The following is a 13,857-nucleotide window of genomic DNA, read 5'->3' on the forward strand; positions in this document are numbered from 1 at the left end:
CAGGCCTCTTTGCGAACCCGTCCCGCCTGCGTCACGTCAGCCGCCCCTCGCACAAAGCGCGTCCATCGCCCGGGTCGTCAGCACCCGCCGCGCCGTGCCCATCAGGTGGGTCGCCGTGGTGATGTAATACCGAGGTTTCGGGCGCGGGCTTTCGAGCGCATGCACCAGCTTGGCCGTCACGGCCGAGGGCGGCAGTTCGAACATGTCCTTGCCGCGCGATTCGTAGAGGCGTTTCAACAGCTTCTCGCGGTACTGGGGGGCACGCGGGCTGTTCTTCCAGTCCACCCATTTCTCGAAATGCGGAATGGAGTTCACCCGGATCTTCGACGTCACCGGGCCGGTGTTCAGCGTGATGACCCGGATCGGCGTGTCGCGCATCTCCAGCCTGAGCGTGTCGGTCAGCCCTTCCACCGCGTGCTTCGTCGCGTTGTAGGCGCCGCGCCACGGCATCACCACCAGCCCCAGGACAGAGGAGTGATTGACGATCCGCCCATGCCCCTGCGCCCGCATCACGGGAATCGCCTTCCGGGTCAGGTCGTGCCAGCCAAAGACGTTGGCCTCGAAGAGCGCGCGCAACCCTTCCACCGGCAGATCCTCCAGCGCACCGGGGATCGCGTGGGCACCGTTGTTGAACAGCGCGTCAAGCGTGCCGCCGGTGGCCTCCAGCACTTCGGAGAGGCCCGCCGCGATGCTGTCCGGCTCTGTGTAGTCGATTCGCGGACTGTCGAATCCTTCGGCGCGGAAGCGGACGCAGTCGGCCTCTTGCCGGCAGGACGCAAAAACGCGCCACCCACGGGACTTGAGTCCGTGGGCGGCGTCGTAACCGATGCCCGAAGAGCATCCGGTGATCAGGACTGAGCGTTGTTGCACGCGATGCGTCGTTCGTCCGGCGATCAGTTCGATGCGGTCAGGAAGCTGCCGGCCATCCAGCCGATGTCGTTGCCGTCCATGGCGCGCAGCTTGACCCAGCCGTCCGGCGTCTCGTCCAGCACTTCGACCTCTTCGCCTTCCAACAGTTGGGTGACGGCATCGAAGCTGGTCGAGGGTCCGGCACGCAGGTTCACGCGGGACCCGGTGACGGTGCGGTACTCGGCAATTGCAGCGGCGACCGCGTCATCCACGTTGTCGACCGATGCGGCGACCTGCTGGATATCCTGCTGAATGTCCTCTTCGCTGGTGAAGGCTGCGTCGAGCATGGCCAGCTTTTCGCTGTCGACCGCCAGATTGTTGCCCGAGGACACGTAGACCGTCTTGACCTGCGACGGACGCGGCTCCGCAACGGCGGGCTGCACGACGGCATGCATCTCGGTCGTATCGGCGCGGGACACGGCTTCCGGCTCTGCGCCCGAGGTCGACACGACAGGCTCGCGTGCCGGATGCGCTGTGGCGACCCACTGTACCCCGTTCTGGCCCGCAACGAATGCGCTGCCACCGGACAGTTCGAACCACGCCCAACCAAGAACCCCAAACGTAAGCAGGATGACTTTAGCCATGCCCAACCCCCCATATTCGTACCGAAGGTATCGCCCCCGCGACCCGGTCGTCCGCAGCTCGACGACCACCTTCGAGATTATCCGATTCCCCAAAATGCCCTAAGTGCATTCGGAGAATATTTCCCACACTGTCGCTTGCTGCGGTGCCGAGGCAACGGTATCACGACATCTATGTCCGACGATGACCTCGACCCCAACATGAACGCCCGCAACCTTGCGGAGCCTTTGCGCCGTGCCATCGGGGAGCGCTACCTGACGTATGCGCTGTCCACGATCATGCACAGGGCGCTGCCGGATGCCCGGGATGGGCTGAAGCCAGTCCATCGTCGTATCCTATATGCAATGCGCAGGCTGCGACTTAGTTCCAACGGAGGCTTCCTGAAATCCGCAAAGATTTCGGGGGACACCATGGGGGACTTCCACCCGCACGGTGACGCGGCGATCTACGACGCGATGGCGCGATTAGCCCAGGACTTCACGATCCGCTATCCGCTGGTCGACGGTCAGGGCAACTTCGGCAACATCGACGGCGACAACCCGGCCGCCTCGCGCTACACCGAGGCGCGCATGACCGTGATGTCGGAGGCGCTGCTGGAAGGGCTCGACGAGAACTCCGTCGACTTCCGCCCGAACTACGACGGCCGGCTCGAGGAACCCTCGGTCCTGCCCGCCTCCTACCCGAACCTGCTGGCCAACGGGTCGTCCGGCATCGCGGTCGGCATGGCGACGAACATCCCGCCGCACAACATCGGCGAACTCATCAACGCCTGCCTCCACCTGATCCGGTCGCCCAACGCGGTGGACGACACGCTGATGCAATACGTGCCCGGGCCGGACTTCCCGACCGGCGGCGTCATCGTGGAACCGGCCGAGAACATCGCGACCGCCTACCGCACCGGGCGCGGCTCCATCCGGCTGCGCGCGCGCTGGCACGTGGAGGACCTGGGCCGCGGACAGTGGCAGGCGGTGGTGACGGAAATCCCCTACCAGGTGCAGAAGTCGAAGCTGGTCGAGCGCATCGCCGAACTGATCCAGACCAAGAAGATCCCGGTGCTGGCCGACGTGCGCGACGAAAGCGCAGACGACATCCGCATGGTGCTGGAGCCAAAGACGAAGAACGTCGATCCGGACCTTCTGATGAACATGCTGTTCCGGAACTCGGACCTGGAAATCCGCTTCTCGCTGAACATGAACGTGCTGATCGACGGTGTGACGCCGAAGGTCTGCTCGATGAAGGAATGCCTGCGCGCCTTCCTCGACTTCCGCCGCGAGGTGCTGATCCGCCGCTCGAAGCACCGGATGGCGAAGATCGACAACCGGCTGGAAGTGCTCGAAGGCCTGATCATCGCCTTCCTGAACCTCGACCGGGTGATCGACATCATCCGCTACGACGACGACCCCAAGGCCGCGCTGATGTACGAGGACTGGTCGCGCCCGCACCAGGCCACCATCCCGCGCGCCACGGACGAGCGCGACTATCGCTCTCCGCTGGTGGGCATCGACGTCACGGCGCTGGAACTGCGCGACGATCCCGACGCCGTGGAACGCGGCCTGCTGGCCGATGACGGCACCTCCTCTGCCGTGCCGCGCCGGTTCATCGGGCGGTCCGAGGGGCTGTCGGATGTGCAGGCCGAGGCGATCCTCAACATGCGGCTGCGCAGCTTGCGCCGGCTGGAGGAGCTGGAGCTTGTCAACGAACGCGACAAGCTGATGGAAGAGCGTGCCGGGCTGGAGGACCTTCTGGCCTCCGAGGACATGCAGTGGGGCCGCATCAAGGAAGAGCTCTCCGAGGTGAAGAAGACCTTCACCAAGGGCTACAAGCGCGGCCAGCGACTCACCACCTTCTCCGAGGCGACGGAGGCGGAGGACGTGCCGCTCGAGGCGATGATCGAGCGGGAGCCGGTCACGGTCGTCTGCTCCAAGATGGGCTGGATCCGCGCGATGACCGGCCACATCGCCCTCGACCGAGAGCTGAAGTTCAAGGACGGCGACGGCCCGCGCTTCACCTTCCATGCAGAGACCACGGACAAGCTGCTGGTCTTCGGATCGAACGGCCGGTTCTACACGGTGCTTGCGGCGAACCTGCCCGGCGGGCGCGGCATGGGGGAACCCCTGCGCCTGATGGTCGACCTCCCCAACGACACGGAAATCGTCGACATCCTCATCTATCGCCCCGGAGAGCGGCTGCTGGTCGCGTCCAGCGCGGGGGACGGCTTCCTCGTGCCGGAGGACGAGGTGATCGCCCAGACCCGCGCGGGCAAGCAGGTGCTGAACGTCAAGGACCCGGTCAAGGCGCTGGTCTGCAAGCCCGTCACCGGCAATGCCGTGGCCGTCGTGGGCGAGAACCGCAAGGTCCTGATCTTCATGCTCGACGAGCTGCCGGAGATGGGTCGCGGCAAGGGTGTGCGCCTGCAGAAGTACAAGGACGGCGGCCTTTCGGACGTGCGCACCTTTACCCTTGAGGCGGGCCTGTCGTGGCTCGACCCGGCGGGCCGCACCCGCACCGTTACCGGCGAAGAGCTGACGGAATGGGTGGCCAAACGCGCCGGTTCCGGCCGGATGGCGCCGCGGGGCTTCCCGCGCGACAACAAGTTCACCTGATCCCGGCAGGCGCCGCCCCTCCACCGGGGCGGTGCCCGACCTTGCTGGAAACACGCGGAGGTACGTGTTTCCCGGCCCGAGGCACCGGATAACACCAACGGACACTCGAAACGCTTGTCTGCAACTTCCCGAGGCGTCAGGCTTCGGGTGGGAGCAAGCTTTTCGGAACACACGCATTGGACGCCGGTCAGACCATGCCCACGGGCGCACACGCCGGGGCATCCTCCACAGCGACAGAGCACAGGGTCTGGCAGACCGCCTTTGCCGGAACGCGCTGGCCGATGTTCAGACTGGTCTTCGGCACCGGGCTGCTGACGGTCCTAACGCTCGGCCTTTACCGGTTCTGGCAGAAGACGCGGGTGCGGCGCTGGCTGTGGTCGGCGGTGCGGCCGGGGGGCTACCCGCTGGAATACGTGGGCGACCCCTACGAAAAGCTCCTGGGCTTCCTGATCGCGGTCGTCATCCTCGCCTTCTACATCGGCATCGTGAACCTGCTGCTGATGTTCGCCAGCTTCGCGGTGTTCCAGGGCAACTTCGCCGCCTACCTGCTGTCGCTCGTCGGCGTGTTCCCGATCTGGTTCTACGCCCGCTACCGCGCCCGGCGGTACGTGCTGGCCCGCACGCGCTGGCTAGGCCTGCGCTTCGGGCTTGAGCCGGGAGCCTGGGGCTATGCCTTCCGCGCGCTTGGGCACGGCATGCTGACGCTGATCACCTTTGGCCTCCTGTGGCCGCGCATGACCTTCCATCTCGAGAAATACCGAACCGACCGAACGTTCTTCGGCGAGACGCGGATGGCCCAGGACGGCCGCTGGACGATGCTGTTCCCGGCACTGAAATGGCATTTCGTGACGCTGGGCCTGACGGTGATCGGCAGCATCGGCTTGGCGGTCTCACCGGCGAACGGCTGGATGCTGATGGTCATCGCCGGGGTCACGGCGATCTACTCCACCGTCTACTACCGCGTCGAAACCCTGAAGCGCCTGACCGCCATGAAGCGCATCGGCCCGCTGCGCCTGACACTGGATGCGAAACCCGGCAAGGTCTTCCGGATACAGGCGGGCGGCTACACGCTGGCCGCCGTGGCCGCGGCCTTCCCGACACTGGTGCTGCTGGGCCTGTTCCTCGAACTGCAATCGCTGGAGACGCTGGTCGAACTGGGGCTGGAGGACATGCCGCCGGTCTTCGCCGGCCTGAACCGCTGGCTGCTGATCGCCCTTTCGGTGATGTGCTACTTCGCCATCTTCCTGCTGTGGTCGGCCCTGACCGCCGCCTGGGTGACGCTGCCGCTGATGCGCCACTACGCGACCGGCCTCAGCGTCACGGGCACGGAACACATCGCCACCTTCCGCCAGCGCCCCCGCGACGAACACATGGAGGCCGAGGGCTTTGCCGAGGCGCTGGACGTGGGGGCCTCCCTATGAGCGTCTTCGAGACCTCGGCGATCTACCTCGACGGGGAGACCGGGCAGCCGCTGCGCCTGCGCCTTCGCGTCGATACGGAGCGCGGGGCGCTGGTCGGTCCGGGTGTGTTCTGGCCGCTGGACGACGTGCGCGAGGTGCCCGACATCGCGGGCGGCGACCTCGTGGTGCTGGCGCGGGCCGACAACGCGGTGGAGCGGCTGCTGGTGCGCGATACCGAAATCCGCGCCCATCTTCCCAGGCGCCGCCACGCCCGCCCCGTCGCGAACCGCAAGCGGCTGATGGGCTGGGCCGCGGGCGCCGTGACCTCCGTGGCGTTGATCCTCTTCGTCCTTGTCCCGGTGATGGCGAACCAGCTTGCCAACTTCATCCCGCCCGAAGGCGAACGCGCGCTGGGGGAAGTCACGCTTGCCCAGATCCGCGAGGCGATGGACGAGACCGGCATCGCGCCGACCCGGATATGCTCGTCCCCGGCAGGGATGGCCGCCTTGCGGCAGATACAGGCCCGGCTGGAGGCAGAAGCCGCCCTGCCGGTCGAGGTGACCGTGCACGTGCTGGACCACGACATGGTCAACGCCTTCGCGCTTCCGGGCGGGCACATCGTGTTCTTCCGCGGGCTGATCGACGCGGCGGAGGACCCGGAGGAAATCGCCGCCGTCTTCGCGCATGAAATGGGCCATGTCGCCAGCCGCGACCCGACGCGACATGCGCTGCGCTCTGCCGGGTCGATCGGCGTCCTTGGCCTGCTGTTCGGCGATTTCGCGGGCGGCGCGGTGGTGCTGTTCCTCGCCGAACGGCTGATCGACGCGCAGTACAGCCAGGGCGCGGAGGCAGAGGCCGACGTCTTTGCCCACGACCTCATGGCCCGGGCCGGCCTCTCCCCCGCCGCCCTCGCCACGATGTTCGAACGTTTCCGCGCGCTCGGGGGCGAGGCAGACGGCATCGTCGCGCATTTCCAGAGCCACCCGGCCCTGGGCAACCGGATCGAGCAGGCGCGCGCCGCCGTCCCCTCGGACTTCACGCCCTTGCCCGTGCTGGCGCCGCAGGACTGGAACGCGCTGAAATCGGTCTGCGACACGACCGGCGGCTGAAGGCAACCCACTGGCGAGGCATTGAATTCGCTACTTTACTCGGCATACAGGTCGCTTAAGATTCAAGCAGATTGAGTGTCAAAGGTATTTCGATGCAGCCAGAACCCGCCACCATGCAATTGTCCTACTCCGGCGAAAAAGGTCCGCTGTTCAAGCTGGCGTTCAAGACCGGGCTGCTGACCGTCGTCACCCTCGGCATCTACCGCTTCTGGCAGAAGACGCGCATCCGCAAGTACATCTGGTCCTCGGTCAGCGCCGACGGCGACACCTTCGAATACACCGGCACCGGGATGGAGAAGTTCCTGGGCTTCCTCGTCGCCATCGTGTTTCTCGCCGTCTACCTCGGCATCCTCCAGATGATCCTCTTCTACTTCGGCCTGAACATCATGGTCGATCCGGAGACCGCCGGCCCCGAGGCGGTGATCGGTCAGGCGGTCGCGATCTACATCTCGCTCTTCGCTGTGCTGCCATTCATCCTCTTCGCGATCTACCGGGCACGGCGCTACAAGATGGCCCGCACGCGGTTCCGGGGCATCAGGCTGGGCATGGAGAAGGGCGCATGGGGCTACGTGGTCCGCGCGCTCGGCTACGGGTTCCTGACCGTCGTGACGCTTGGTGTGCTCATGCCGCTGTCGACTTTCAAGCTCGAGAAATACATGGCCGACCGGAGCTTCTACGGCTCCACCCGGCTGATCCAGGAAGGCGCGTGGACAAAGCTCTACCCGGCGATGAAACACCTGTTCATCGCGCTCGGGATCTTCATTGTCTGCGGCACCCTCATCGCAATTGGCGGCATCAACGAGATGGTCGGACTGGCGGTCATCGGCGGCATCGGCATCTTCGTCGGATACATCTGGTTCATGATCGGCGCGGTCTATTACAGCGTCCGCTCCTTCGGCTACCTGATGAGCCACAAGGTCCTGGGCGGCACCGTCCGCTTCGTCGCCGAACCCAAGACCGGCTTCGTCATCAAGACCTACATCATCGGCGGCCTGCTCCTGAGCCTTCTGGCCTCTGTCGCCTTCGGCGCAGTAGGCGTGGTCGCGATGCCGATGATCATGCTGGCCGAGGACGGCTCCGTCGGCGGGATCGTCGCCTTTGCGATCATCATGGGCATCGGCTACCTCGTGGCGCTGGTCGTCACGCAGGCGCTGAGCCTGATCCTCATCACCCAGCCGATCCTTGCCCACTACATCGAGACGATCCGCGTGGAGAACCCCGAGGCGCTCGACCGCGTCCACCAGCGCGAGGCGGAAACCGGTGTCGACGCGGACGGCTTTGCCGACGCGCTCGATATCGGCGGCGCGATCTGAGATGGCACCGGAGGGCACCGCGGCACAGTTCTTCGACGGGCAGACGGCGGCACGGCACCATGTGCAGGTCGCCCTCTCCGACGACCGGCAGGCATTGGTCATCACCGGCGACAGCCTGACGGAGCCGCTGCGCTGGCGGCTGATGGACCTGCGGGCGCTGTCCAACACCTCCGACAAGGCGCGGCTGACTGTCACCCGGCACACCACGTCCGATGACGAGATGCCGCGCGACATCGCCCGGCTGGTGATCCTCGACCCCGACCTGATCGCCTGGCTGCACAAGACCCGACCCAGCCTGTTCAAGGCGGAGGTCCACCCGGGATCGGTGCGCAAGCTTGCCACCTATGCCATCGGCGCCGTGGTGGCGGCGGGACTGATGCTGTTCGTCATCCTGCCCGCGCTGGCCGGAACGCTGGCCCGGGTGATCCCGGTGGAGCGCGAGGTCGCCTTCGGCAAGACCGTGACCCGGCAGATGGAGCGCGCATTGGGCCGCGCCCGCGTGCCCGACCTGCGGTGCAGCGATCCCCGAGGCCAAGCCGCCCTGCAGAAGATGTTGACCCGCCTGACCGAGGGCCAGGAGATGAAGTACGACATCAACCTGATGGTGTTCGACCACCCGATGATCAACGCCTTCGCCGCGCCCGGCGGGCAGGTGGTGCTGGTGCGCGGCCTGCTGGACAAGGCGGAGCACCCCGACGAAGTCGCCGGCGTTCTGGCCCACGAACTGGCGCACGTGGAAAACCGCGACACCACCCGAGAGGCGCTGCGCGCGGCGGGCTCTGCCGGGTTGCTGACCATGATCCTCGGCGACTTCACCGGCGGCGCGGCCATCGCCATCGTGGGCGAACACATGATCTCCGCCTCCTACACCCGTGACGCGGAGGGCAAGGCCGACGACTTCGCGCTGGATATGCTGGCGGATGCGGGCGTCAGCGCCGAGGGGTTCGCGGGCTTCTTCGACCGCATCGCCGAGCTGGAGGGCTTTGCCCTGCCCGCCTACCTGTCCAGCCACCCGGTGACCGAAGAACGTGCCATGCAAGCCCGTGACTTTGCGGGGGAACAGGCGGACACCACCCCGATCCTCACGGACGCCGAGTGGTCCGACCTGCAGGGAATCTGCGACAGCGCGGGCGATCACGACGGCGACTGACAGGTGTAGAACGGCACACAGTGCCGCCGCAGCGTAATTTCATTATGAATTCTGCGGCGCTATTGAAATGTTCGTGCCCGCCCGCTATTGGCATCGCACCCCTGCGCGCCGTGAAACGCGACGTAGAATGACCGCGACGTGACGATTTTGCCCTGTTTCCCCGGTAAATGCCGCGTTACGTGTGTGCGAGAGGAATCTTGCGGGGAGCGCCCCGCCGAATTGAGGAGAGACACGCTTATGAAGGTACTCGTACCGGTCAAGCGCGTGATCGACTACAACGTGAAGGTCCGTGTCAAAGCGGATGGATCGGGTGTCGATCTGGCGAACGTGAAGATGTCGATGAACCCCTTCGACGAGATTGCCGTCGAAGAGGCGATCCGCCTGAAGGAGGCCGGGAAGGCCGACGAAGTCATCGCCGTTTCGATCGGCGTGAAGCAGGCGCAAGAGACGCTGCGGACCGCGCTGGCCATGGGTGCCGACCGGGCGATCCTCGTGGTGGCCGCCGATGACGTGCACACCGACATCGAGCCGCTCGCCGTCGCCAAGATCCTCGCGAAGATCGTCGACGACGAGCAGCCGGGCCTCGTGCTCTGCGGCAAGCAGGCGATCGACAACGACCTCGGCGCCACTGGCCAGATGCTGTCCGCCCTGCTGGGCTGGAGCCAGGCGATGTACGCCAACACCGTGGACGTCGACGGCGATCATGCCGTGGTCACCCGCGAGGTCGACGGCGGCCTGCAGACCATCAAGGTGAAGATGCCGACCATCATCTCCACCGACCTGCGCCTGAACGAGCCGCGCTATGCCTCGCTGCCGAACATCATGAAGGCGAAGAAGAAGCCGCTGGACGAGAAGACCGCCGCCGATCTCGGCGTCGACGTGGCGCCGCGGCTGGAGATCGTGAAGACCACCGAGCCCGAGGCCCGTCAGGCCGGCGAGATGGTCGGTTCGGTCGACGAACTGGTGGCGAAGCTCAAAGAGAAGGGGATCGTGTGATGGCCGTTCTGCTGATTGCCGAGATTACCGATGGCGCCCTGTCGATGGACGCAACCGCCAAGGCGGTGACCGCCGCGAAGGCGCTGGGTGACGTGACCGTTCTGGCCTGTGGCGCCTCTGCCAAGGCCGCCGCCGACGAGGCCGCCACCATCGAGGGCGTGTCGAAGGTGCTGGTCGCCGAGGACGCGATCTACGGCCACCGCCTTGCAGAGCCGGTGGCGGCGCTGATCACCTCGCTGGCGGGCGACTACAGCCACGTCGTGGCGCCGTCGACCACGGACGCGAAGAACATCCTGCCGCGCGTCGCCGCGGCGCTGGACGTGATGATCCTGACGGACGTGACCGGCGTCGTGGATGCCGACACCTTCGAGCGCCCGATCTACGCGGGCAACGCGATCCAGACGGTGAAGTCGAAGGACGCGACGAAGGTCATCACCTTCCGGACCTCGACCTTCGACGCGGCACCGACAGGCGGCTCGGCTTCGGTCGAAGCTATCGGCGCGGGCGAGAACCCGGGCGTCTCGGAATGGGTCGAGGACAAGGTCGCCGAAAGCGACCGTCCCGAGCTGACTTCGGCGGGCATCGTCGTCTCCGGCGGCCGCGGCGTGGGCTCTGAAGAGAACTTCGAGCTGATCGAGAAACTGGCGGACAAGCTGGGCGCAGCCGTGGGCGCATCGCGCGCAGCGGTCGACTCCGGCTTTGCCCCGAACGACTGGCAGGTCGGCCAGACCGGCAAGGTCGTGGCGCCGAACCTCTACGTCGCCGTGGGCATCTCCGGTGCGATCCAGCACCTCGCCGGCATGAAGGACTCCAAGGTGATCGTGGCGATCAACAAGGACGAAGAGGCGCCGATCTTCCAGGTCGCCGACTACGGCCTCGTCGCGGACCTTTTCGAAGCCGTCCCGGAACTTACTGAAAAGCTGTAAGCGAAGGGGCGCCGCCCCGATTGCCAGGCGCTTCAAGGCCCCGCTGCATCGCCAGCGGGGCCTTTTCTTTCTACGGCACGGGTTTACCCCGAAAGGCCGATCATGGGCCGCAGCACCGTCTCCAGGGCATCGGTGGCTTCGGCATGGGCTATCGGCCCCTGAAGCTCTGCCGCGGCGCAGGATTCGAAGTCCGAGAACACCATCCCGGCGGTCCCTTCCCGCCGGGCCGCCGCGGAGGCGCTGACCTCGACAACGTGAGAGACGCGCGGGCGCAGGACTTCGATCATCTGGCGGGTGATGAACAGCGGGTCGCGGTCCAGAAGCGGCGTCTCGTCGTCGGGCACCGGACGGTCGGCGAACCAGAGCAGCACCACTTGGCCACGTATCTGCGTCAGCATGTTCTTCATCCGGGCGATCCACGCCTGCCGCAGCTCGGTGACGATCGTCGCGAACCGCTCTTCCGAGGCCTCCTTCAGCCGGCCCAGCATGTGGCGCACGAAATGGAATTCGGTGAAGTCGACCTCCGGGAAGAGCGACTCGAGCCGTTCCGAGGCGCGCAGGAACCGGTCGTTGCGACGGGGGTGCACCGAGTAGTACCGGTTCGACATGTTCTGGGCGCCCATCACCTGCACGACCTTGGCGCTGGCCTGCATCACAAGGTCGAGGACCGGCGGATCGTTGAGATAGAGATCGACACCGGCGTTCACCACGCCGAAGTTGATGCATGTGGCGCCCAGCCGCTCCTCCAGCAGGAGGGGAAACGGCGCCTCCACGAAGCGGCCGTATGTCTCCGTCGAGCCGAGGAACGCGACGTATTGCCCCTGAAGGTCCCTGCGCGGACCGCGGAACATCACGCGCGAATTACCGTATCGGCACGGATAATACTCCAGGGAACCATGGCCCCCACCATGTAAGGACATCTCACCACCCTTTTTCATTCACCCGGCGAGGAGAATCGCTCAAAGGGTTTGCCATTTCGCTAATGTTAAAATGCCTCCGGCCCCGGTGCGGGGCAGCCCTTGCGGTTGGTCGTCCCCGCGCCCTACAGTCGCCCCGGGCCAGAATGGAGACGCACAATGGAAATCAAGTCGGTCGGTGTCGTGGGTGCGGGGCAGATGGGCAACGGAATCGCCCATGTGATGGCCCTTGCGGGCTATGACGTCCGGCTCAACGACGTGCGTCAGGACGCGCTGGACAAGGCCGTGGCCCTGATCGGCAAGAACCTCGACCGCCAGGTCAGCCGCGAGAAGATCAGCCAGGAGGAACGCGACACCGCGCTGGCGCGCATCTCCACCACGATGGAGATCGCCGAGGTCGCGGACACCGACCTCGTGATCGAGGCCGCGACCGAGAAGGAAGACGTCAAGCACAAGATCTTCGAGGCGATCCTGCCGTCGCTCCGCCCGAACACGATCCTGACGTCGAACACCTCGTCGATTTCCATCACGCGCCTTGCCAGCCGCACCGACCGGCCCGAGAAGTTCATGGGGTTCCACTTCATGAACCCGGTGCCGGTGATGCAACTGGTCGAGCTGATCCGCGGCATCGCCACCGATCAGGACACCTACGCCTCGTGCCTGGCCGTGGTGGAAAAGCTGGGCAAGACCGCCGCTTCGGCGGAGGATTTCCCGGCCTTCATCGTGAACCGCATCCTGATCCCGATGATCAACGAGGCCTGCTATACGCTGTACGAAGGGGTCGGCAACGTCGCCTCCATCGACACCGCGATGAAGCTGGGTGCGAACCATCCCATGGGGCCGCTGGAGCTGGCGGATTTCATCGGACTGGACACCTGCCTTGCGATCATGAACGTCCTGCACGACGGGCTGGCCGACACCAAGTACCGCCCTTGCCCGCTGATGACGAAATACGTCGAGGCCGGCTGGCTTGGCCGCAAGACCAAGCGCGGGTTCTACGATTACCGGGGGGAGACGCCTGTCCCGACGCGCTGAGGCTCAGTCCTCGCGCAGCGCCAGTGTCTTCTCGCGCAGCCAGCCAACGAACTCGCGCTGACCGCCGGTGAAGGCCTTCACCTCTTCGGGGGTGATGGCCGGGCCGACAACGGGCTTCTGCGGGCGTCGGCAGGCGTGCACGACCTCGTGGATCAGCAGGCCCTGCCGGATCGTGGCCGAGACCTGGTTCGCCATCTGGTAGACTCGGGAGTTCTGGCCGGGGAAGTAGATCGGCACCACGGTCGCACCGGAACGCTGCACCATTTTCGCCGTGAACGGGTTCCACACCTGTTCCACCGCCGGGCCCCACCACGTCTCGGACGAGGCGACCACGCCCGAGGGGAACAGCGCGATGACGCCGCCCTGCTTGAGGTGGTCCATCGCGCGGGCGCGCATCTCGAGGCTTTGTTCGCGGGCGTCGACCTCGTGCGGGAAGGGCACGGGGATCATGAACTGATCGACCTCCTTCACGCCGGTCAGCAGCGAGCGGGTGAGGATCTTGTAGTCGGTACGGATCTGCCCGATCAGATGCGCCAGCACCATCCCGTCAACCAGCCCGTGCGGGTGGTTGGCCACCACGATCACCGGTCCGTCCTTGGGGATGTTGGCGATCTGCTCCATCGGGGTCAGAAGGTCGATGCCCATCACGCTAAGCGCCTGTGCCCAGAAGCCCTGCCCTTCGACGGAACCGATCCGCTCAAAGCGGCGAACCATGCGCAGCAGAGGGATCTTGCCGGTCGCCCACTCCATCGCGCGAATGGTGTTGGCCTTCCACGGATTGGTGAAGGTGTTGGCGTAGCTGACCTTGCGCTTGTCGTAGGGTGCGGACTCCGAGGTCACCGGCCTGACGCCTGCGTCTGTCGCCTGGGTGCTTTCAACCATGCGCCTTCACTGTCCCGTACCTGTTCCGCACCGGC

General features: G+C 65.8%; 12 protein-coding genes. 8 read left to right on the forward strand and 4 right to left on the reverse strand.

Annotated features, from left to right (window positions below; all coding sequences use genetic code 11):
- Positions 1-36 precede the first annotated feature (36 nt).
- On the reverse strand, positions 37-870 hold the full coding sequence (locus CDO87_RS08200; protein ID WP_100928324.1) for an SDR family NAD(P)-dependent oxidoreductase: 834 nt from the start codon (positions 868-870) through the stop codon (positions 37-39).
- 23 nt (positions 871-893) lie between these two features.
- Positions 894-1,493 (reverse strand): SH3 domain-containing protein, encoded by a 600-nt coding sequence (locus CDO87_RS08205; RefSeq protein ID WP_100928325.1) that lies wholly within the window; start codon positions 1,491-1,493, stop codon positions 894-896.
- 171 nt (positions 1,494-1,664) lie between these two features.
- On the opposite strand from CDO87_RS08205, the gene CDO87_RS08210 reads away from it, so the two are divergent.
- The 7 genes from CDO87_RS08210 (at position 1,665) to CDO87_RS08240 (ending at position 10,988) form a co-directional block, all read left to right on the forward strand.
- Entirely contained in the window at positions 1,665-4,094 is a 2,430-nt protein-coding gene (locus CDO87_RS08210) for a DNA topoisomerase IV subunit A (RefSeq protein WP_100928326.1), read from the forward strand.
- 194 nt (positions 4,095-4,288) lie between these two features.
- On the forward strand, positions 4,289-5,515 hold the full coding sequence (locus CDO87_RS08215) for a DUF898 family protein (RefSeq protein WP_100930880.1): 1,227 nt from the start codon (positions 4,289-4,291) through the stop codon (positions 5,513-5,515).
- Entirely contained in the window at positions 5,512-6,603 is a 1,092-nt protein-coding gene (locus CDO87_RS08220) for a M48 family metallopeptidase (protein ID WP_100928327.1), read from the forward strand. Before CDO87_RS08215 ends, CDO87_RS08220 begins: the two co-directional genes overlap by 4 nt.
- A 92-nt stretch (positions 6,604-6,695) precedes the next feature.
- Entirely contained in the window at positions 6,696-7,916 is a 1,221-nt protein-coding gene (locus CDO87_RS08225) for a YjgN family protein (protein ID WP_100928328.1), read from the forward strand.
- Between the two features lies 1 nt (position 7,917).
- Positions 7,918-9,066, forward strand: coding sequence for a M48 family metallopeptidase (locus CDO87_RS08230; protein WP_100928329.1), 1,149 nt, complete (start codon positions 7,918-7,920; stop codon positions 9,064-9,066).
- Positions 9,067-9,303: 237 nt separating this feature from the next.
- Positions 9,304-10,062 carry an electron transfer flavoprotein subunit beta/FixA family protein gene (locus tag CDO87_RS08235; RefSeq protein WP_100928330.1) on the forward strand — a complete coding sequence of 253 codons (759 nt, stop codon included), beginning with the start codon at positions 9,304-9,306 and terminating at the stop codon, positions 10,060-10,062.
- Complete coding sequence (locus tag CDO87_RS08240; RefSeq protein WP_100928331.1) at positions 10,062-10,988, forward strand: electron transfer flavoprotein subunit alpha/FixB family protein; 927 nt, start codon at positions 10,062-10,064, stop codon at positions 10,986-10,988. Before CDO87_RS08235 ends, CDO87_RS08240 begins: the two co-directional genes overlap by 1 nt.
- 83 nt (positions 10,989-11,071) lie before the next feature.
- Here CDO87_RS08240 and CDO87_RS08245 read toward each other — a convergent pair whose 3' ends face one another.
- The gene (locus CDO87_RS08245) at positions 11,072-11,926 is read right to left on the reverse strand and encodes a DUF6473 family protein (RefSeq protein ID WP_308213927.1); all 855 of its coding nucleotides are present in this window, start codon (positions 11,924-11,926) and stop codon (positions 11,072-11,074) included.
- Positions 11,927-12,064: 138 nt separating this feature from the next.
- Here CDO87_RS08245 and CDO87_RS08250 point away from each other — a divergent pair, with 138 nt between their 5' ends.
- Complete coding sequence (locus tag CDO87_RS08250) at positions 12,065-12,940, forward strand: 3-hydroxybutyryl-CoA dehydrogenase (protein ID WP_100928333.1); 876 nt, start codon at positions 12,065-12,067, stop codon at positions 12,938-12,940.
- Between the two features lie 3 nt (positions 12,941-12,943).
- Here CDO87_RS08250 and CDO87_RS08255 read toward each other — a convergent pair whose 3' ends face one another.
- Positions 12,944-13,822 (reverse strand): lysophospholipid acyltransferase family protein, encoded by an 879-nt coding sequence (locus CDO87_RS08255; RefSeq protein ID WP_100928334.1) that lies wholly within the window; start codon positions 13,820-13,822, stop codon positions 12,944-12,946.
- Between the last annotated feature and the right edge of the window lie 35 nt (positions 13,823-13,857).

The organism is Sagittula sp. P11, from assembly GCF_002814095.1.
GTDB lineage: Bacteria > Pseudomonadota > Alphaproteobacteria > Rhodobacterales > Rhodobacteraceae > Sagittula.

Coding starts and splice junctions, on each gene's coding strand:
- CDO87_RS08205 (WP_100928325.1), bottom strand. CDS start 1,493: ATGGCTAAAGTCATCCTGCTTACGTTTGGGGTTCTTGGTTGGGCGTGG.
- CDO87_RS08210 (WP_100928326.1), top strand. CDS start 1,665: ATGTCCGACGATGACCTCGACCCCAACATGAACGCCCGCAACCTTGCG.
- CDO87_RS08215 (WP_100930880.1), top strand. CDS start 4,289: ATGCCCACGGGCGCACACGCCGGGGCATCCTCCACAGCGACAGAGCAC.
- CDO87_RS08220 (WP_100928327.1), top strand. CDS start 5,512: ATGAGCGTCTTCGAGACCTCGGCGATCTACCTCGACGGGGAGACCGGG.
- CDO87_RS08225 (WP_100928328.1), top strand. CDS start 6,696: ATGCAGCCAGAACCCGCCACCATGCAATTGTCCTACTCCGGCGAAAAA.
- CDO87_RS08230 (WP_100928329.1), top strand. CDS start 7,918: ATGGCACCGGAGGGCACCGCGGCACAGTTCTTCGACGGGCAGACGGCG.
- CDO87_RS08235 (WP_100928330.1), top strand. CDS start 9,304: ATGAAGGTACTCGTACCGGTCAAGCGCGTGATCGACTACAACGTGAAG.
- CDO87_RS08240 (WP_100928331.1), top strand. CDS start 10,062: ATGGCCGTTCTGCTGATTGCCGAGATTACCGATGGCGCCCTGTCGATG.
- CDO87_RS08245 (WP_308213927.1), bottom strand. CDS start 11,926: ATGAAAAAGGGTGGTGAGATGTCCTTACATGGTGGGGGCCATGGTTCC.
- CDO87_RS08250 (WP_100928333.1), top strand. CDS start 12,065: ATGGAAATCAAGTCGGTCGGTGTCGTGGGTGCGGGGCAGATGGGCAAC.
- CDO87_RS08255 (WP_100928334.1), bottom strand. CDS start 13,822: ATGGTTGAAAGCACCCAGGCGACAGACGCAGGCGTCAGGCCGGTGACC.